An 18,260-nucleotide genomic window follows, 5' to 3' on the forward strand; every position below is an offset into this window, starting at 1 on the left:
GCGTTGGTCCGCTAGTTGTCGCGCTTCACGAACGTGCCACGCTGCGGGATGGTGACGACCAGGCCGCGCTCGCGCAGGTCCTCCATGGCGCGACGCACCGTGTTGCGGGCCAGGCCGAACTCCTGGCTGAACGAGGACTCGGACGGCAGCCGGCGGGTGTACTTCCCGCCGGCGATCCGGTCCTCGATCAGGGCCGCGAGCTGCTGCCAGGCGTACTCCGGCGCGTCAGGATCGATCGACATGAGCCGATGATTACAACCCAGCATGCTGCATGTCTGGCCGATACAACGTTAATCATCCCTAATCTGAACTAGACTAGTACCTAGTCGTTCAGCTAACGTAGGCGGCGAACCGCAGACAGGGCCGGGTGGCGTCCAGTCCACGCCGCCCGGCCCCTGACCGCTCGCGAAGGGAGCGGCTATGACGAACCTTATCCGGCGGCCCGATCGCCTTCCCCGGGCCGGACAGCTGGTGCACATCAGCCCGGCCGCCGGGGTCTACGGGGCGGGCGCCGCCTGGTGGCACGTGATCACCGCCGAACAGGCACTCACCAACGGGATGTGCTACCTGACCGCCGGCCCGCTCGACCCCAACGACAACGACGGCCGCGCCCGGGTGTTCTTCTGCCGCATCGACGGGCTGTTGGTCCAGGACGTGCGGTGAGACCGGCGCAGTCGTACCGACGGCCCCGGTGCTCGAACAGCGACACCCGGGTTTCCTTGGCGCCCAAGGAAACCCGGCAACGGGCTACTCGGCCTCGCCCGCCTCGGTGGACGGGCCGAGGTTGGTACGGGAGCGGACGATCTCGACGATGTGCGCCACGGCGTCGTCGAGCGGGACGCCGTTGCGCTGCGAGCCGTCCCGGTAGCGGAAGGAGACCGTACCGGCGGTCACGTCGTCGTCGCCGGCGATGGCCATGAACGGGATCTTCTGCTTCTGCGCGTTGCGGATCTTCTTCTGCATCCGGTCGTCGGCGGTGTCCACCTCGGCCCGGATGCCCTGCGCCCGCAGGGTGTCCACAAAGGACTGCAGGTAGCCGGCGTGGTCGTCGCGGATCGGGATGCCGACCACCTGCACCGGCGACAGCCAGGCCGGGAAGGCGCCGGCGTAGTGCTCGGTGAGTACCCCGAAGAACCGCTCGATCGAGCCGAACAGCGCCCGGTGGATCATCACCGGGGTCTGCCGGGTGCCGTCCGCCGCCTGGTACTCCAGACCGAACCGCTTGGGCTGGTTGAAGTCGAGCTGGATGGTCGACATCTGCCAGGACCGGCCGATCGCGTCCTTGGCCTGGACCGAGATCTTCGGCCCGTAGAACGCCGCGCCGCCCGGGTCGGGCACCAGCTCCAGGCCGGAGTCCTCGGCGGCGCGCCGCAGCGACTCGGTGGCCGCCTCCCACTCCTCCGGCGCCCCGATGAACTTGTCCGAGTCGTCCCGGGTCGACAGCTCCAGGTAGAAGTCGTCCAGCCCGTAGTCGCGCAGCAGGTCGAGCACGAACGTCAGCAGGTTGCGCAGCTCGCCCGGCATCTGCTCCTGGGTGCAGTAGATGTGCGAGTCGTCCATGGTGAGCCCGCGCACCCGGGTCAGGCCGTGCACCACCCCGGACTTCTCGTACCGGTACACGGTGCCGAACTCGAACAGCCGCAGCGGCAGCTCCCGGTACGAGCGGCCGCGCGAGTCGAAGATCAGGTTGTGCATCGGGCAGTTCATGGCCTTGAGGTAGTACTCCGCGCCCTCGAGCTCCATCGGCGGGTACATGGTGTCGGCGTAGTACGGCAGGTGGCCGGAGGTCTCGAACAGCGCGCCCTTGGTGATGTGCGGCGTGTTGACGAACTCGTAGCCGGCCTGCTCGTGCCGCTGCCGGGAGTACCCCTCCAGCTCGCGCCGGATGATGCCGCCCTTGGGGTGGAACACCGGCAGGCCGGAGCCGAGCTGCTCGGGGAAGCTGAACAGGTCGAGCTCGGCGCCGAGCTTGCGGTGGTCGCGCTTGGCGGCCTCCTCCAGCAGCTTCAGGTACGCCTTGAGCTCGTCCCGGGTCGGCCACGCGGTGCCGTAGATGCGTTGCAGCTGCGGGTTGGACTCATTGCCGCGCCAGTACGCGGCGGCGCTGCGCATCAGCTTGACCGCCGGGATCAACCGGGTGGTCGGCAGGTGCGGGCCGCGGCACAGGTCGGTCCAGACCAGGTCGCCGGACTTGCCGTCGAGGTTGTCGTACATGGTCAGCCCGCCGGCGCCGACCTCGACGCTGGCGCCCTCGGCCGCCTCGCCGGCCGAGCCCTTCAGCTCGATCAGCTCCAGCTTGAACTTCTCGTGCGCGAGCTCGGCGTGCGCGTGCTCGTCGGAGATCGGCCGCCGGTGGAACCGCTGACCGGACTTGATGATCGCGCCCATCTTCTTCTCGATGGCGGCCAGATCCTCCGGCGTGAACGGCTTCTCCGGCAGAAAGTCGTAGTAGAAGCCGTTCTCGACCGGCGGGCCGATGCCGAGCAGGGTGCCGGGGAAGATCTCCTGCACCGCCTGGGCCATCACGTGCGCGGCGGAGTGGCGCAGCACCTTCAGCCCGTCCGCTGAGTCGATCGACACCGGCTCGACGGCCGTGTCGGTCTTCGGCTGCCACTCCAGGTCCTTGAGCACGCCGTCGGCGCGGACCACCACGATCGCGGTCGGACCGGACGTCGGCAGCCCGGCCGCGGCGATCGCATCCGCCGCCGTCGTACCGGCCGGCACGAGGACGGAGGCGGTCTCACTCCCCTGGGCGGCGGTCGCTGCGGGCACGATGACTCCTCGTCAAGAAGGCTGCGGGACACCGGACCGACGACTCGGCCGGACCGGGTCGATGCTATCGGTCGCCCCGACCGCGACGTGCGCGGCCACCTGCTCATACCACCCATCGGCGACGGCGTCGCCCCGGCCGGGCGGTACCAGCCGGGGCGGCGAGCGACGAACGAGCCTCCCGGTACGGCGGGCTGGGAGGCGCCCCCCGCGCCAGAAGGAGCCCCGCCGGTCGGTACCGTCGTCCGGCCGGGGCGCGCGCTCAGCGCCAGAAGGAACCCCGCCGGTCGGTACCGTCCTCCGGCCGCCGGCGCCGACCGAAGCGGCGCGGCGCGGGCTCGGGCGCCGGCCGTTCCCCGGCGAACGCGGCGAGTAGGTCGATCGTGCGCTGCCACAGCCGGTCCAGCTCGGCGCCGCGCGGCGGCTCGTCGCCGTCGCAAGCGCGCAGGTCGGTCACCAGGGCGGCCAGCTCGGCGCGGCCGGTGACGCCGTCCGGCAGGCCGTCGACCAGCGCCGCCAGCCGGGTCCCGAGGTCGGCCAGGGCGCTACGGCGGTCGTCGGCCGGGGGCAGCGCGCGCAGCCGGCGCAGCTCCAGGTTCGCCTGCTGGCGGGCGCCCTCCAGCGGGTCGGCCGGCGGGCGGTGCCCCGGCGCGAACCCGGGCCCGCCGAAGACCGCCGGCCGGGCCCGCCGGGCGGACACGCCCGGTGCCGTGGCCGGAGCCGGGGCGCCCGGAGCGGGCGGCGCGGTGTGCGACGACAGCTTCATCGCCATCGGCATCATCCGGCCGCCGCCGCTGCCACCGGCGAGCGCCGCCGGCGGCTCCCAGCCGGACGGCAGCTCCACGGGCTGGGTCACCCGGCGCGGCGTGCCGCCCTCGGTGACTACCCGGCTGTCGACCGCCACGTACGCGGTGAACCGGCACAGCACGCCGAACCGCAGCGACGTGGCGACGATCCTCGCCTCGGCCGACGCGCGGTCGGTGGCACCGATCGCGTACTCGTCCTCGAGGTCACGCAGCCGACCACGGGCCCAGACCGCGGCCGCGGCCGGGTCCTCGCCGGCGACCAGCTCGGCGGTCGTGGACCACGGCGTGCCGTCCGGCCGGCGCGCGTCCACGCGCACCCGCCCGGCACCGGCCGCGCGCAGTCGCCCGGCCACCATGACCGGTGCACCGGGGAACAGATCCGGCATCCGGGCCGGAGTCAGCGTGTCGCCCACCAGCTCCGGCCCGTCGAACGTCAGCCGCAGATCGCGCAGTACCGGGGCGGAGATGCGCCGGTGGATCGCGGTCATCGCCTCGTCGAGCCGGTCCATCGACTCCACCAGCTCGCACCGGCCGCCACCGAGCGTCGCGAGCCGGCCGAGGAACCCGGCGTTCACGGCCCGGTCGATGCCGACGGTGTGCACCCGGACGCCGGCGAACCGGTCGGCGCTCGCGGCGACGATCTGGTCCTCGTTGCCGACCTGGCCGTCGGTGACGAGCACCAGCACCCGGTCCCGACCGGACTCCGCCAGCAGCGACAGCGCCTCGGTCAGCGGGCTGAGCAGCTCGGTACCGCCGCGCGCGTCGGTGCGGGCCAGCGCCTCGACTGCCGCGTACCGGCTCCGGTCGGTCGCCGCGACCAGCCCCTCCGGCAGCCCGTCCACGTGCTCGACCACGTGATCGAACCGCAGCACCGCGAACCGGTCGGCGTCGGTGAGGGTGTCCACGATGCGGGCGGCGGCCCGGCGGGCGGCGACCATCTTCCAGCCGTTCATGCTGCCGGAGCGGTCCAGCAGCAGCACCACGTCGCGCGGCCGCGGCGGCACGGCGTCGGTCGGCGGCAGCAGGGTCAGCCGCACGGTGGCACCGCCGTACTCCGTACCGTCGGTGCCGGCCGGCTCGTCCGGGGTGACGCTCGCCGCCGTGGCAACGGCCTGCTCGCCGTAGCCCAGGCGCAGCACGAAGTCCCGGTCGGCCCGCTCCCCCGGCGCGATCGCGAGCCGCACCCCGTCGTCGGTGCGCTCGGTGTCGACGGTGTGCAGGCTGGAGCGCACCTGCCGCAGCGGCAGCCCGCCCGCGTCGACGTGCACCGTCACCGACAGGTCGATCGGGTTCGGGAACCCGGGCAGCAGCACCGGCGGGGTGATCCGGGACGCGTCCGGCACCGCATCGGTGTCGGGCACCGTGCCGTCGCCGACCGAACCGCCGGGCAGCGGCGTACCGGGGATGTAGCGGGGGGCGACGACCAGCGGGAAGCGGAACGTGGCGGCGTCGTCGGCGTACGGCAGCAGGCCCTCGGTGGTCAGCTCCACCTCGACCCGCTCGCCGGGCAGGATGTTGCCGACCCGCATGGTGAACACGTCCGGCCGTTCCTGCTCGGCGATCGACGCCCGCTGCCCGGCCTCCACCGCCTTCTCGTACCGCTCGCGCGCGGCACCGCGTTCCTGCAGCTCGGCCTCGACGACCCGGTCGTCGGCGGTCATCCGCATCGCGGTCACCGCGGCCCGCGGCGGCAGCGGGAAGAGGTACGTCGCCTCCAGCGGCTCGTCGTACGGGTTGCGGAAGCTCTGCCGCAGCACCGTGTGCGCGGTCAGCCCGACGATGCGCGCGTCGACCGCGAGCGCGGCCAGCGGCAGGTTGCCGCGCGCCGTGGTCAGCGCACCGGCACCGGGCTCGTCGTCGGTGGTCGGCACCCCGGCCCGGCGCCCGCCGACCCGGTCGAACTCGGTGTCGCCGAGCGTGGTCAACTGCACGGTCATCGCGGTTCCTCCTGCGGGTCGCTCCGGTCAGTGTGGTCCTGCGGGCCGGCGGCCGCCCGGCTCTCGGCGCGGTGCGAGGCGAGCGCGGCGAGCAACGGCGCCGCCGCCGCACGCAGCGCAGCGGACTGCGCCTCGGTGGGCGCCGCGTCTCCCGGCGGCAGCAGCAGGATCGCGCCGTCACCCAGCGCCAGCCCGTGCACGGCGCCGACCGCGGCGGGCGCCCTCATCGCGCCGTACCCGATGCCCCTCATCGCGCCGTCGTCGACCGCGGCGGGCGCCTGCACCGCACCGTGCCCGGCGGCGGCCGGGCCGGGGCTCTCACCCGACGCGATCTCGTCGCCGGACGCGCCGGGCGCAGCCGGCGATTCGCCGAGTGCGGCCGGCGGCGGGGCGGCGGGCGCAGCGGCCGCGGGCTGGTCGAGCCAGAACCGACGGCGCACCGGCGCCTCCGGCCGCGTCGGCGCGTCGGCGGACCCGGCGAGCAGGTCGGGTGGGATCGCGGCGATCGCCGCGAGCTCGGCGTCGTCGGCGCCGGCCAGCTCGGCCTGGATGTCGGCGAGCCGGGCGCCCTGCGCCTGCCGGCGCTTGATCGCGACCAGCTGCAACAGCTGGCGGGGGCCGTAGAGCGCGACCCGGCCGCGCATCACGCCGGGGCGGTCGACCAGGCCGGTCGACGCGTACCACCGGACGGCGCGGCGGTCCGGCAGCTGCCGGACCCGGCCGTTCACGGTCGAGGTGGCGGCGGAGAGGGCGCGGCCGGCCCGCTCGACGAGTTCGTCGAGCGTCCAGAGCGGGTCGGCCCGCCGCGGCGGCGTGTCCATACAAGAACCATGACACTGTCATTGTGTCAGTGTCAACCGTCACAGCGAAGGTCTTGCCAGAAGAGTGCTAACGATATATCTTCGAAGACACGTGATAGAGCTGAGAATACAAAGGAGAAGGATCATGGAATACGCCATGGACCCACGAGCAGCACATCTGCGCAGCGCCCTCGGCCGCGGCTTCGCCCGCTTCGCCGAGTCCGAGCACCACCACGACGGCGGCCACAGCCACGGCCGCGGAGGCCGCGGACACGGCGGCGCCGAGCGGCGCGCGTACCACCGGGGCTGGCGCGGCGGAGGGCCGGGCTTCGGCCCCGGCTTCGGCGGCTTCGGGCCGGGCTTTCCGTTCGGCCCCGGCGGTCACCGCGGCGGCCGGCGCGGCTCCCGCGCGGCTCGCGGTGACATCCGGCTGGCCGCGCTGGGGCTGCTCGCCGAGCAGCCGATGCACGGCTACCAGCTGATGCGCGAGATCGCGACCCGCAGCGAGGGCGCCTGGCGCGCCAGCCCGGGCGCGGTCTACCCCGCCCTCCAGCAGTTGGAGGACGAGGGGCTCATCGAGCCGCAGCCCGGCGCCGGCAAGCGGGTGTTCACCGTGACCGAGCAGGGCCGGGAGTACGTCGAGGAGCACCGCGACGAGATCGACGGGGTGTGGCGCTCGGCGGCCGAAGGAGTAGACGAGAGCTGGCTCGCGCTGGCCGATACCGGCCGGCAGGTGATGCAGGCCTTCGGCCAGGTGGTCAGCGCCGGCAACCGGCAGCAGGTCGCGGCGGCCACCAAGCTGATGGCCGACACCCGCCGCCAGCTGTACCGGATCCTCGCCGAGGACGAGTCGGACGAGCCGGCCGACAGCGGACCGGCCGAGGAGGCCCAGAACGACTGACGGATCACTTCCGCGGTCAAAAACAGGACGCTGGCCACCGCGCCACGCGATCATGACAACAGCCGGACCCGGCCGGGTCCGGCTGTTGTGGTGAGGAGAGCGCAGATGACACAGATCCCGGACGGCCCGGTCGTGGTGGGCGTCGACGGGTCGCCGGCGGGCGGCGCGGCGATCGACTGGGCGGCGCGGTTCGCCGCCGAACGCAAGCTCCCACTGCGGTTGATCTACGTGTTCCCGTTCCCGTCGCTGGCCGCCTCGGTCGCGCCGGAGAGCCTGCCGACCGAGTCCGAGTTGCGCCCCGGCTTCGAGCGGATGGTCGGCGAGGCCGCGGACCGGGCCCGCAAGGCGGCCGGTGCCGAGCTGGTGGTCAGTGGCACCGTCATCGAGGGCGTACCGGCCGAGGCGCTGATCGACGAGTCGCAGCGCGCCGGGCTGGTGGTGCTCGGCAGCCGCGGGTACGGCGGCTTCCGCGGGCTGCTGGTCGGGTCGGTCAGCGTGCAGGTCGCGGCGCACGCGGCGAGCCCGGTCGTGGTGGTACCGCCGCGCGGCGACGGCGCCGGCACCGGACCCGTCGTGGTCGGCGTGGACGGCTCGGAACTGTCCGAGTCGGCGGTCGCGTTCGCGTTCGAGGCGGCGTCGTTCCGCAACGCCGAGCTGATCGCGGTCAGCGCCTGGCAGGTACCGGCCGGGCTCGACCTGGTGCCGATGCAGGTCGACGTGGACCAGTTCGGCGCCGACCAGGACCGGGCGCTGGCCGAGAGCCTGGCCGGCTACCAGGAGCGCTACCCGGACGTGCGGGTACGCCGGCAGGTGTCGCTGGGCAGCGCGGCGCAGGTGCTGCTGGAGGCCGCGGCGGACGCCCAGTTGATCGTGGTCGGCTCGCGCGGGCGTGGCGGCTTCAAGGGACTGCTGCTGGGCTCGGTCAGCCAGTCGGTGCTGCACAACGCGAACTGCCCGGTCGCGATCATCAAGGACCGCGCCACCGAGGAGTGAAGCCCGGCCGCCGCAGCCGGCACGCGGGACTCCGAAACAGACCCTAGCGGTCGGCGAGCAGCTGAACGTACTGGACCTGCCGGTGGATGGCGTACGCGTCCGCAGCGCTGCGCACCGGCAGGTCCACCACGTGCTGCCGGCTGCCGTCGGTGCCGCAGACCTGCACCACGCCGGTCGTCTGGTCCTGCCGGACCAGCAGGAACAGCAGCGACACGAACGGCACCACGAAGAAGCCGAGTACCGCGGCCACCACCGCCGCGGTCGGGATCACCCGGCGCGTCTGCCAGTAGTCGTAGCTGCGCCACACCGAACCGGACAGCGGGAAGCTTCCGCCCGGGGTACGCACCGTGTCGGCGGTGACGGCGAGCGGACCGAACCGCACCAGCACCTCGGTGGCCGGACCGTTCCAGCGCGGTGGACGCGGCGGTGCCGGCGCCAGGTCCGCGGTCAGCGCGGCGAACTGGGACCGACTGGTCGCCGCGTAGGCGGCCGCGGCCCGCCGGTCGAACTCGGCCAGATCCAGCCGCCCGGCGCCGACCGCCTCCCGCAGCCGCCCCACCAGCGCGTCCCGCTCGTCGTCGGTCGGTTGAACGCCCCCGCCCGGCCCACCGGCCGAGGTGAGTTCGGCGTCGGCGGGCCGCGGCGCCGCCGGAGTCTGCAGTGCCATGCCCCCCATGCTCGTCGCCGAGCCGGGTTCCGGCATCAGGCGCGGTACCCAGCTGTCCCCGATCCGTCCCTCAGGGATGACCCCGAGCCGCCGGCGCTTCCGCGTCCGGTTCAGGCCACCTCGGAGGTGGCGAGCCGGCCGGGGACCACGGCCGGGCCGGACGCGGACCGCTCGTGCACGCCCAGCGCGGTCACCGCGGCCGCCACCAGCGCCACGCCGAGCCACTGGGTCAGCGCGAACTTCTCCCCCAGCGCGAACACCCCGACCAGCGCCGCCGTCGCCGGGAACGCCAGCTCGGCCAGCGTGGCGCGCGACGCCGCGGTGCGCCGCAACCCGCGGTAGTAGAGCATCAGCGCGAGCAGGCCCGGGATCAGCGCCAGCGCGACCACCGCCGGCCAGTCCGCCGGCGCGACCCGCCACGAGGTACCGGTCGCGAGCGCGATCAGCACCGCGGTGGGCAGCCCGATCGCGAACCGCAGCACGGTCAGGGTGGTCGGGTCCAGGTCGGCGGACACCAGCCGGCCCAGCACCGTACCGCCGGCCCACAGCGCGGCGGCACCGACCGCGAGCAGGGCCGCCTCGGCGCTCGCCAGCCCGACGTGCAGCGGGTCCGGGAAGGTCAGCAGCCAGGCGCCGGCGAGCGCCGGCACCACGAACAGCAGGTACCGGCGATGCAGCCGCTCGCCGAGCAGCAGCCCGGCCAGCCCGATCGCGAACAGCGGCTGCAGCTTCTGCAGTACCAGCGGGGTGATCGCGTCGCCCTTGGTGAACGCCAGGGTGAACAGCGTGGTCGCCAGCGCCGAGGCGCCGGCACCGACGCCGATCATGGCGAGCCGCTGCCGGCCGGACAACCCCCGCCACCCGCGCCAGGCCCGCGGCAGCAGGGGCGACAGGATCGCCACGCACACCGCGTGTTCCAGTACGACGATCAGCGGCGTGGGCAGCTGGGTGGTCAGCGGCTTGCGCAGCAGCGCGTCGGTGCCCCACAGCGCCGACGACAGTGCCACCAGCCAGGTCAGGTCCCGGGTACGGGCTGCTCCGGTCATCGCTCGATCATGTCCTGTCGCCGGTGCCGGCCGCGAGCCGGCCGTGACCATCCGCCCATCATCACCCGGTGCGGTGAGCCGCCGCACGGCCGGTGCGGGCGCAGACGACCAGGTCACAGCGGCGCACGCCGCCGCCGACGACCGCAAACCAGACCAATACAGTCGGGTGAACCCCTCCCCTCGACCGGCAAGGATCCCGCATGGCCGCACCCCGCCCCGAGCACACCACCGCCACCCGGGCCAACCATCTCGGCGACTTCACCGTCGGTCGCCGGGTCCTGCTGCTGGTCGGCCTGGCGGTGGTCATCGGCGCGGTGAGCGCGGTGGTGGCCTTCGCGCTGCTGCGGCTGATCGGGCTGGCCACGAACCTGTTCTTCCACTTCCGGGTGGACACCGCGCTCACCGCGCCCGATTCGCCGCACCGGCTGGTGATCCTCGGTGTGCCGGTACTCGGCGGGCTGATCGTGGGGCTGCTGGCGCGGTTCGGGTCGGAGAAGATCCGCGGCCACGGGATGCCGGAGGCGATCGAGTCGATCCTGACCGGCGGCAGCCGGGTGCAGCCGCGGGTGGCGATCCTGAAGCCGCTGTCGGCGGCGATCTCGATCGGCTCCGGCGGCCCGTTCGGCGCCGAGGGGCCGATCATCATGACCGGCGGCGCGGTCGGCTCGGTGCTCGCCCAGCACCTGAAGCTGACCGCCGACGAGCGCAAGATCCTGCTGGTCGCCGGCGCCGCCGGCGGCATGGCCGCCACCTTCAACGCGCCGCTCGCGGCGGTGCTGCTCGCGGTCGAGCTGCTGCTGTTCGAGTGGCGGCCACGCAGCTTCCTGCCGGTGGCCACCGGCGTCGCGACCGCCACCGTGACCCGCTACGGGCTGCTCGGCTCGGCGCCGATCTTCGGCGTACCGGCGGTGCACCTGCACCTGGACCCGGGCGTGTACCTGCTGTGCGTGGTCGCCGGCTGCGTCGGCGGGGTGCTCGCGGTGCTCGCCACCAACCTGGTGTACCTGGCGGAGGACCTGTTCGCGAAGCTGCCGGTGCACTGGATGTGGTGGCCGGCGATCGGCGGGCTGCTGATCGGCATCGGTGGCCTGATCCAGCCGCGCGCCCTGGGCGTCGGGTACGACGTGATCCGCGACCTGCTCACCGGGCACGCCGGGCTGAGCCTGATCGTCGGCATCCTGGTGGTCAAGACGCTGATCTGGGGGCTGTCGCTGGGCTCGGGTACCTCCGGCGGCGTGCTGGCGCCGGTGTTCATGATCGGCGGCGCCCTGGGTGCCCTCGAGGCGCGGGTGTTCCCGCAGGTCGGGCCGGGCTTCTGGGCACTGGTCGGGCTGGCCGCCGTGGTGGGCGGGGTGATGCGCTCGCCGCTGACCGGGGTCGTGTTCTCGCTGGAACTGACGCACGAGTGGTCGGCGCTGCTGCCGCTCGCGATCGCGGCCACCGCCGGGTACGGGCTGTCCGCGCTGGTGCTGAAGCGCTCGGTGCTGACCGAGAAGATCGCCCGCCGCGGTCATCACCTGACCCGGGAGTACTCGATCGATCCGCTGGAGATCATGTTCATCCGCGAGGTGATGAGCAGCGAGGTCGTGACGCTGCGGGCGGACAGCCCGCTGGCCGCGGTCACCGCGACCTTCCTGTCTCCCGAGCACGTGCAGGTACGCGACCGGCAGCACCGGCAGCGGCTGTACCCGGTGCTGGACACCGAGGACCGGCTGGTCGGTGTCGCGACCCGGCGGGACCTGCTGGACGCGGCGCTCAACCCGCCGCAGTCCGGCACGGTCCGCGACATCATGGTCGCCGACCCGGTGGTGGCGCTGCCGGACGAGACGCTGCGCGAGGTCGCGAACCGGCTCGCCACCTCCGGCGTCACCCGCATCCCGGTGGTCGACCGCACCGACGCGAGCCGGCTGCTCGGCGTCGTGTCCGTCGGCCAGCTGCTGCGGGCCCGGCTGGTCGACGTGCGCGAGGACCAGCACAGCGAACGCATCCTGCGCCTCCCCCGCCGCCGCACCGCCCCGGCCGAACCGGTGGCTGGCTGACCCGACCGCGCACCGGACGGTGCTGCGTCGATCAGGCGACCGCCCGCGTTGATCAAGGGGTTCGGCCCCGTCGTCCCAGGAAGCCGTGCCGCAATCCCTTGATCAACTTGGGGTGGCGGCGCGGACGACGTGGGACAGCAGGGTGGCGGTGGTGACGGGGCCGACGCCGCCCGGGACCGGCGTGATGGCGGCGGCGACCTCGGCAACCTCGTCGGTACGCACGTCGCCGACCAGGCCGCCATCCGCGGTCGGGTTGGTACCCACGTCGATCACGACGGCGCCGGGCGCGACGTGTTCGGCGCCGAGCAACCCGGCCCGGCCGACCGCCGCGACCAGGACGTCGGCCCGCCGGGTGTGCTCGGCGAGGTCGCGGGTACGGGAGTGGCAGACCGTCACGGTGGCCTGCTCGGCGAGCAGCAGCGTCGCCGCCGGCTTGCCGACCACCGTCGAGCGGCCGACCACGACCGCGTCGCGGCCGGCCAACTCGACGCCCTCGGCACGCAGCAGGTGCAGCACCGCGGCGGCGGTCGCCGGCGGGTAGGCGGTCGCGCCGGCGGCGAGCAGCCCGGCCGAACGCGGATTGGCGCCGTCGACGTCCTTCGCCACGTCGATCGCGCTGCCGGCCTGCACCGCGGTGATCCCGGCCGGCATCGGCGTCTGGCACAGCACCCCGTGCACCGTGTCGTCCGCGGACAGCTCGGCGAGCCGGGCGACGAGCTCGTCGGCGCCGACCGGCGGGCCGACCACCCGGCACTCGATGCCGAGCCGGTCGGCGGTGCGGGACAGCTGCCGCACGTACCAGGCGGTGCCCTCGTCCGGTGTCGGCACGACGATGGCCAGGCACGGCCGTACCGGCGCGGCGGCGACCCGGTCGGCCAGCTCGGCGCGCAGCGCGGCGGCGATCGCGCGCCCGTCGATCATCCGCGCGGTCACGAGGACAGCTCCGCGCGCAGCCGGGCGGCGAGCTCGCGGGCCGGGCCGAGGTGGTCGGTCGCCGCGGCGAGCTCGGTGGCGAGGGGTGCCCGGTCCGGCTCGGGCAGCGCGGACAGGTTGATCTCGACGTTGATCGCGGCGGACTCGATCGCCGCGGCGGCCGTGCTTGCCGCGACGGCGACGTCGGACAGCACGGTCCGGTTCGACCGGCCGGGCAGCTCCGCGGCCAACTCGGCGACCTCGGCGGCGAGCGCCGCGATCGCGAGTGGCGGCTCGGCGGCCGCCACCGTCGCCGCCCGGATCGCCGCGGCCCGTCCAGGGTCGGCCTTGTCGATCCCGTAGGTGGCCATCAGTTCGCGAAAGGCGCTCGCATCCCGCTCGATCAGCCCGACCGCCTCGGCCCGCAACTGCCCGGCGCGGACCAGGATCCGGGCGGTGTCCGGCTCGTACTGCGCGTACCTGGCGCGGCCGGTGGTCAGGTGGGCCACCATCTCCACCAGGCCGGCGGCGATCGCCGCGGTCATCGCCGCGGCCGCGCCACCGCCCGGTGCGGGCGCCGCGGACCCCAGTTCGGCGAGCCAGTGGTCGACACTCTGCATGCCGCCGAGCCTACGTGCCGAGCGGGCGCCGGGGGTGCGGAAGAGGTCAGCGCCGGCGGGGTGCGAAGCGCCCCGCGCCGACCGCGATCAGTCCGGTCAGCACCGCCACCACCACGAACGAGACCGACAGCGACGTGGCGCCGGCGATGCCGCCGATCACCGCCGGCGCGGCGAACCCGGCGCCGTACGAGATGGTCGCGACGCCGGCGATCGCGTGCCCGGGATGGGTGGTGGCCGCACCGGCGGCGGTGAACGCCAGCGGTACCACCACCGACACGCCGACGCCGAGCAGCGCGAAGCCGAGGATGCCCGGTACCGCCTGGCGGGAGACCGCGACGAGCACGGCGCCGGCGGCGGCGAGGATGCCGCCCAGCCGTACCGCGCCGACCACGCCCAGGCGGTTGACCACGCCGTCGCCGACCAGTCGACCGGCCGCCATCGCGAACGCGAACCCGGTGTACGCCCCGGCCGCGATGCCCTGTGGCGCGTGGGCGATGTCGGTGAGGTACTTCGCGGCCCAGTCCGAGCCGGCGCCCTCGCCGAACACCGCGCAGAAGCCGAGCAGACCGATCAGCAGCACCGGCCGCGGGGGAAGCGCGAACGCGGGCGGCTCCACCGCGCCCGGCCGGGGCCGCACCGGTGGCAGCAGCCGGGCCGCGAACTGGCCCAGGACCAGCAGGATCGCCGCCATGATCGCGAAGTGCAGCCGGCCGTCCACATCCAGGCTCGCGGCCACCACACCGACCCCGGACGCCGCGAGGCCGCCGATGCTCCACAGTCCGTGCAGCCCGGACATGATCGACCGGCCGACGGCCTGCTCGACCGCGACCGCCTCGGCGTTCATCGCCACATCGGCCATCCCGGACGCCGCGCCGTAGACCAGCAGCGCCGCGCACAGCAGCGGCAGGTTCGGCGCGAGCGCCGGCAGGATCAGCGCCGCGCACCAGCAGCCGAGCAGGATCCGGGTGACCAGCCGACCGTCGTAGCGGTGCAACAACCGTCCGGTGAACGACATCGCCGCGATCGCGCCGATGGCCGGGAACAGCAGCGCCAGGCCGAGCTGGCCGGTGCCGACACCGACGTGGTCGGCGAGCCACGGCACCCGGGTGGCGAAGGTACCGGTGACCGCGCCGTGCACGGCGAACACGCCGGACGCGCCGAGCCGATCCCGCCGCATCTGCGCCCTGCCCCCCTCACGCCGTCGAACCGCGCGGCCGATGACCGCGCGGGGTACCGGTCGATCATCGCCGCCGTGGCGCCCACCGGCCGCATCCGCCACACCCCGGTGCGACCGCAGCCACAGTCCGCCGCCGCCGGGCCGGCACCCACCAGGGCAGCACCGCCGGCCACCCCGGCACGCCGGGCCAGACGCAGCCGGCACGCGCCGGCGGAGTCCGGCCGGGATCGTTACCGGCTGAGCCGGTTCGGGATGCGTTACCGGCTGAGCCGGTCCGGGATGCGTTACCGGGCAACGCATCCCGGGCCGAGGTCAGCCGCGGCGCAGCCGCAGGGTACGGATCTGGAACGGGCGGAACGCCAGGTGCACGGCCCCGTCGGTGTCGAGCAGGTCCGTGCCACCGTCGGCGAGTGGACGTTCCAGCAGGTCCACCTCGGTCACGCCGGCCGCGGCGAAGCCGGGGCGCAGCGTGGTCTGCGCGCGGCCGCCGCACGACTCGTACGCCCGGACGATCACGTCGCCGGAGCCGTCGTCGGCAAGCTTGACCGCCTCCACCGCCACCGCCGGGTTGTCCAGCCGTACCAGCGGGTCCGGCGTGGCGTTCGCCGCCGCGACCCGCAGCGGCAGGTTCAGCGCGTACCCCTGGGCCACCGCGTCGCCGATCTCGGCCCCCGCCACCAGCGCGTAGCTGAACGTGTGGGTGTCGATGTCGGTGTGCGGGTCGGGGCTGTGCGGCGCGCGCAGCAGCGACAACCGTACGGTCGTGGTGGTGCCGCCGGTCTCCCGGGTGGCACGGTGCACGTCGTGGCCATAGGTCGAGTCGGTCACCAGCGCGACGCCGTAGCCGGGCTCGCCCACGTGGATCCAGCGGTGCGCGTACACCTCGAACCGGGCCGCGTCCCACGACGTGTTCGTGTGGGTGGGCCGGTGCACGTGGCCGAACTGGATCTCGGCGGACTCCCGCTCGGCATGCACGTCGATCGGGAACGCGGCCTTGAGCACCTTCTCCGACTCGCGCCAGTCGATCTCGGTCCGCACGTCCAGCCGGCGGCTGCCCGCGGCGAGCACCAGCGTCTGGGTCGCGGTGGACTCCCCGAACCGGCGTACCACCCGGATCGCGGACACCAGCGGGCCGTGCTCGACCACCTCGACCGACTCCGCGTCGGTCAGGTCGGTGTGCCGGTGCAGGTAGTGCTTGTCCAGGTCCCAGGCGTCCCACTTGTTCGGGTGGTCGGGGTGCAGCTGCAGCAGGTTGCCGTAGCTGCCGGGGGCGAGCACCTCGCGGCCGTGCGCGTGGTCGTACACCGAGGTGACCAGGCCGCGCTCGTCGAGCGTGACCCGCAGCAGCCCGTTGTCCAGCACCAGACCGTCCACGGTGGACGGTGTCACGGCGCCGTCGGCCGGCAGGTCCGGGTCGAGCGTGCCGACGCCCAGCGCCGGTACGGTGGCGAACGCGGCGACGCTGCCGTCGGACAGCTTCTGCGCGGCTTCCGCCGCGAGCCCGCTCGCCGCGGCCAGATCCGCCGGTACGGCGGTGACCTCGGTGCGGTCGGTCGGCGCGGCGTTGAACACCCGCAGCCCGCCGTCGCCGCCGCCCACCGCATGGGTGGCCGAGTCGATGATGCCGGTCAGCTGCTCCCGAATCTTCGCGTAGGTCTCCCGCGCCTCGCGGTGCACCCAGGCGATCGAGCTGCCCGGCAGGATGTCGTGGAACTGGTGCAGCAGCACCGTCTGCCACAGCTCGTCGAGTTCCTGGTACGGGTAGTCGGCGCCGGCGTGCACCGCCGCGGTGGCCGCCCACAGCTCCGCGGTGCGCAGCAGGTGCTCGCTGAACCGGTTGCCCTGCTTGGTCTTCGCCTGCGAGGTGAACGTGCCGCGGTGCAGCTCCAGGTACATCTCGCCGGACCACACGGGCGCGTCCGGGTACTCCGCGCGCGCGGCGGCGAAGAACTCGTCCGGGTGCTCGATGGTGACCTTCGGCGAGCCCTCCAGGTCCCGCAGCCGGCGGGCGCGCTCGAGCATCTCGCGGGTGGGGCCGCCGCCGCCGTCGCCGTGCCCGAACGGCAGCAGCGAGATCGTGCCGGCACCCTTCTCCGCGTAGTTGCGCACCGCGCGCGCCAGCTCCTCGCCGGAGAACGTCCCGTTGTACGTGTCGGCCGGCGGGAAGTGGGTGAAGATCCGCGTCCCGTCGATGCCCTCCCACCAGAACGTGTGGTGCGGCATCTTGTTGACCTGGTTCCAGGAGATCTTCTGGGTCAGGAACCACTCCAGCCCGGCCAGCCGGGCGATCTGCGGGAACGCCGCGGTGTAGCCGAACGAGTCGGGCAGCCAGATGCCGCGGGTGTCGACGCCCAGCTCCTGCGCGAAGAACCGCTTGCCCTGGGTGATCTGGCGGACCAGCGCCTCCCCGCCGGGCAGGTTCGCGTCCGACTCCACCCACATCGACCCGACCGGCGCCCAGTTGCCGGCCGCGACCGCCTTCTTGATCCGCTCCCAGACCGCCGGCTGCGCCTTCTTCACCCACGCGTACTGCTGTGCCTGCGAGGCGGCGAACACCAGCTCCGGGTACTCCGCGGCGAGCGCGGTGACATTCGCGAACGTCCGGGAGGACTTGCGCACCGTCTCGCGCAGCGGCCACAGCCAGGCCGAGTCGATGTGCGCGTGACCGGCCGCCGAGATCCGGTGCGCCGAGGCGTTGGCGGGCCGGGACAGCACCTCGGCCAGCTCGGCGCGGCCCGCCGCGGCGGTACCGGGCACGTCGTGCAGGTCGAGCGTGTCGAGCATCCGCTCCAGCGCGCGCAGGATCTCGTGCCGGCGCGGATCGCCCACGCTCAGCTCGTGCATCAGCTCCGCCAGCACGTCCACGTCGGCGACCAGCGCGAACACCGTCTCGTTCAGCACCGCCACGTCGGCCGACCGCAGCTGGTAGAGCGGCGCATCGCCGGCGGTGTACTTGTCGCCGAGCAGGGTCTGCTCGATGCCCATCGAGACCTGCGGGTTCGCCGCCGCCTCCAGCAGCAGGTCGACCCGCTCGCCGCCGGCCGCCGGCCGGGCGACCGGCACGTACCGGTTCAGCGGATGCAGCGCCTTGATCGGCACCCCGGCGGTGTCGTAGGCCATCGCCTCGGCGGAGAAGCCCGGCCCGCCGCTGAAGCCCAGGTCGAACACCGCCTCCACCCGCTCGCCGGCGAACGACGCCGGTACCTCGCCGCGTACCCGCAGCCAGCTGGTCGACCACGGGCGACCCCAGGCGGTACCGACCGGCATCGGCGCGTACTCCGCGGCGAGCGCCTCGCGCACGTTCACCGGGTCCGCGGCGATCGGGGTGCCGTCCGGGCCGGGTACGTCCGGCACGTGCCAGACCTCGACGGTCAGCGGCGCGGTGGCGGTGTAGATCGCCGGCCGGATCCACTGGTTCATCGCCCGGTCGAGGCGCGCCTCGACCAGGACACGATCGTCATGCACTGCTCAGATCCCCCACACGCTCTCAGAGGTCATCGTTGTCATCGGGCATTCCGCGCCACGCTATGTCACCCGCGGCCGGTGGCGCCAGGGTCCGATCATCTCGTCACGCCGGAACCACACGCTGCGTC

Annotated in this window: 14 protein-coding genes; 4 read left to right on the forward strand and 10 right to left on the reverse strand. The window is 73.9% G+C overall.

All coding sequences use genetic code 11. The features are described 5' to 3' along the window. Window positions 1-11: 11 nt before the first annotated feature. Window positions 12-242, reverse strand: coding sequence for a winged helix-turn-helix domain-containing protein (locus Asera_RS23570; protein ID WP_030447380.1), 231 nt, complete (start codon window positions 240-242; stop codon window positions 12-14). A gap of 178 nt (window positions 243-420) precedes the next feature. Here Asera_RS23570 and Asera_RS23575 point away from each other — a divergent pair, with 178 nt between their 5' ends. Continuing rightward, a complete protein-coding gene (locus Asera_RS23575; protein ID WP_157034939.1) occupies window positions 421-663 on the forward strand; it encodes a hypothetical protein in 243 nt (80 codons plus the stop codon). An 84-nt stretch (window positions 664-747) separates the two neighbouring features. Here the strand turns inward: Asera_RS23575 and thrS are convergent, their stop codons facing one another. The 3 genes from thrS to Asera_RS23590 form a co-directional block, all read right to left on the reverse strand. Then, window positions 748-2,772, reverse strand: coding sequence for a threonine--tRNA ligase (gene thrS / locus Asera_RS23580; protein WP_051802508.1), 2,025 nt, complete (start codon window positions 2,770-2,772; stop codon window positions 748-750). A gap of 259 nt (window positions 2,773-3,031) precedes the next feature. Continuing rightward, window positions 3,032-5,512, reverse strand: coding sequence for a VIT domain-containing protein (locus Asera_RS23585; protein WP_084131954.1), 2,481 nt, complete (start codon window positions 5,510-5,512; stop codon window positions 3,032-3,034). Next, the gene (locus Asera_RS23590) at window positions 5,509-6,333 is read right to left on the reverse strand and encodes a hypothetical protein (protein WP_051802509.1); all 825 of its coding nucleotides are present in this window, start codon (window positions 6,331-6,333) and stop codon (window positions 5,509-5,511) included. The genes Asera_RS23585 and Asera_RS23590 overlap by 4 nt, the downstream gene beginning before the upstream one ends. 124 nt (window positions 6,334-6,457) lie before the next feature. Between Asera_RS23590 and Asera_RS23595 the strand changes: the two genes are divergently transcribed. Further along, complete coding sequence (locus Asera_RS23595) at window positions 6,458-7,213, forward strand: PadR family transcriptional regulator (RefSeq protein WP_084131956.1); 756 nt, start codon at window positions 6,458-6,460, stop codon at window positions 7,211-7,213. Window positions 7,214-7,318: 105 nt separating this feature from the next. Beyond that, entirely contained in the window at window positions 7,319-8,206 is an 888-nt protein-coding gene (locus Asera_RS23600) for a universal stress protein (RefSeq protein ID WP_030447386.1), read from the forward strand. 43 nt (window positions 8,207-8,249) lie between these two features. Here the strand turns inward: Asera_RS23600 and Asera_RS23605 are convergent, their stop codons facing one another. Then, complete coding sequence (locus tag Asera_RS23605; RefSeq protein ID WP_051802511.1) at window positions 8,250-8,873, reverse strand: DUF1707 SHOCT-like domain-containing protein; 624 nt, start codon at window positions 8,871-8,873, stop codon at window positions 8,250-8,252. 110 nt (window positions 8,874-8,983) lie between these two features. After that, the gene (locus Asera_RS23610; RefSeq protein WP_030447388.1) at window positions 8,984-9,919 is read right to left on the reverse strand and encodes a DMT family transporter; all 936 of its coding nucleotides are present in this window, start codon (window positions 9,917-9,919) and stop codon (window positions 8,984-8,986) included. Window positions 9,920-10,119: 200 nt separating this feature from the next. On the opposite strand from Asera_RS23610, the gene Asera_RS23615 reads away from it, so the two are divergent. Continuing rightward, a complete protein-coding gene (locus Asera_RS23615) occupies window positions 10,120-11,958 on the forward strand; it encodes a chloride channel protein (protein ID WP_035297349.1) in 1,839 nt (612 codons plus the stop codon). 102 nt (window positions 11,959-12,060) lie between these two features. On the opposite strand, the gene Asera_RS23620 is transcribed toward Asera_RS23615, so the two are convergent. The 4 genes from Asera_RS23620 to Asera_RS23635 form a co-directional block, all read right to left on the reverse strand. Continuing rightward, window positions 12,061-12,891, reverse strand: coding sequence for a bifunctional 5,10-methylenetetrahydrofolate dehydrogenase/5,10-methenyltetrahydrofolate cyclohydrolase (locus tag Asera_RS23620; protein ID WP_244844000.1), 831 nt, complete (start codon window positions 12,889-12,891; stop codon window positions 12,061-12,063). Further along, the gene (locus tag Asera_RS23625) at window positions 12,888-13,490 is read right to left on the reverse strand and encodes a cyclodeaminase/cyclohydrolase family protein (RefSeq protein ID WP_030447391.1); all 603 of its coding nucleotides are present in this window, start codon (window positions 13,488-13,490) and stop codon (window positions 12,888-12,890) included. The genes Asera_RS23620 and Asera_RS23625 overlap by 4 nt, the downstream gene beginning before the upstream one ends. A 46-nt stretch (window positions 13,491-13,536) precedes the next feature. Next, window positions 13,537-14,667, reverse strand: a complete 1,131-nt coding sequence (locus tag Asera_RS23630; protein ID WP_084131960.1) for an MFS transporter — start codon at window positions 14,665-14,667, stop codon at window positions 13,537-13,539. Between the two features lie 312 nt (window positions 14,668-14,979). Further along, window positions 14,980-18,132, reverse strand: a complete 3,153-nt coding sequence (locus Asera_RS23635; RefSeq protein ID WP_030447393.1) for an alpha-mannosidase — start codon at window positions 18,130-18,132, stop codon at window positions 14,980-14,982. Between the last annotated feature and the right edge of the window lie 128 nt (window positions 18,133-18,260).

Origin of the sequence: Actinocatenispora sera, assembly GCF_018324685.1 — a bacterium.
GTDB lineage: Bacteria > Actinomycetota > Actinomycetes > Mycobacteriales > Micromonosporaceae > Actinocatenispora > Actinocatenispora sera.

What these genes read in the sequence shown, in the direction of transcription:
- Asera_RS23570 (WP_030447380.1), bottom strand. Translation starts at nt 242, where the DNA reads ATGTCGATCGATCCTGACGCGCCGGAGTACGCCTGGCAGCAGCTCGCG.
- Asera_RS23575 (WP_157034939.1), top strand. Translation starts at nt 421, where the DNA reads ATGACGAACCTTATCCGGCGGCCCGATCGCCTTCCCCGGGCCGGACAG.
- Asera_RS23585 (WP_084131954.1), bottom strand. Translation starts at nt 5,512, where the DNA reads ATGACCGTGCAGTTGACCACGCTCGGCGACACCGAGTTCGACCGGGTC.
- Asera_RS23590 (WP_051802509.1), bottom strand. Translation starts at nt 6,333, where the DNA reads ATGGACACGCCGCCGCGGCGGGCCGACCCGCTCTGGACGCTCGACGAA.
- Asera_RS23595 (WP_084131956.1), top strand. Translation starts at nt 6,458, where the DNA reads ATGGAATACGCCATGGACCCACGAGCAGCACATCTGCGCAGCGCCCTC.
- Asera_RS23600 (WP_030447386.1), top strand. Translation starts at nt 7,319, where the DNA reads ATGACACAGATCCCGGACGGCCCGGTCGTGGTGGGCGTCGACGGGTCG.
- Asera_RS23605 (WP_051802511.1), bottom strand. Translation starts at nt 8,873, where the DNA reads ATGGCACTGCAGACTCCGGCGGCGCCGCGGCCCGCCGACGCCGAACTC.
- Asera_RS23610 (WP_030447388.1), bottom strand. Translation starts at nt 9,919, where the DNA reads ATGACCGGAGCAGCCCGTACCCGGGACCTGACCTGGCTGGTGGCACTG.
- Asera_RS23615 (WP_035297349.1), top strand. Translation starts at nt 10,120, where the DNA reads ATGGCCGCACCCCGCCCCGAGCACACCACCGCCACCCGGGCCAACCAT.
- Asera_RS23625 (WP_030447391.1), bottom strand. Translation starts at nt 13,490, where the DNA reads ATGCAGAGTGTCGACCACTGGCTCGCCGAACTGGGGTCCGCGGCGCCC.
- Asera_RS23630 (WP_084131960.1), bottom strand. Translation starts at nt 14,667, where the DNA reads ATGCGGCGGGATCGGCTCGGCGCGTCCGGCGTGTTCGCCGTGCACGGC.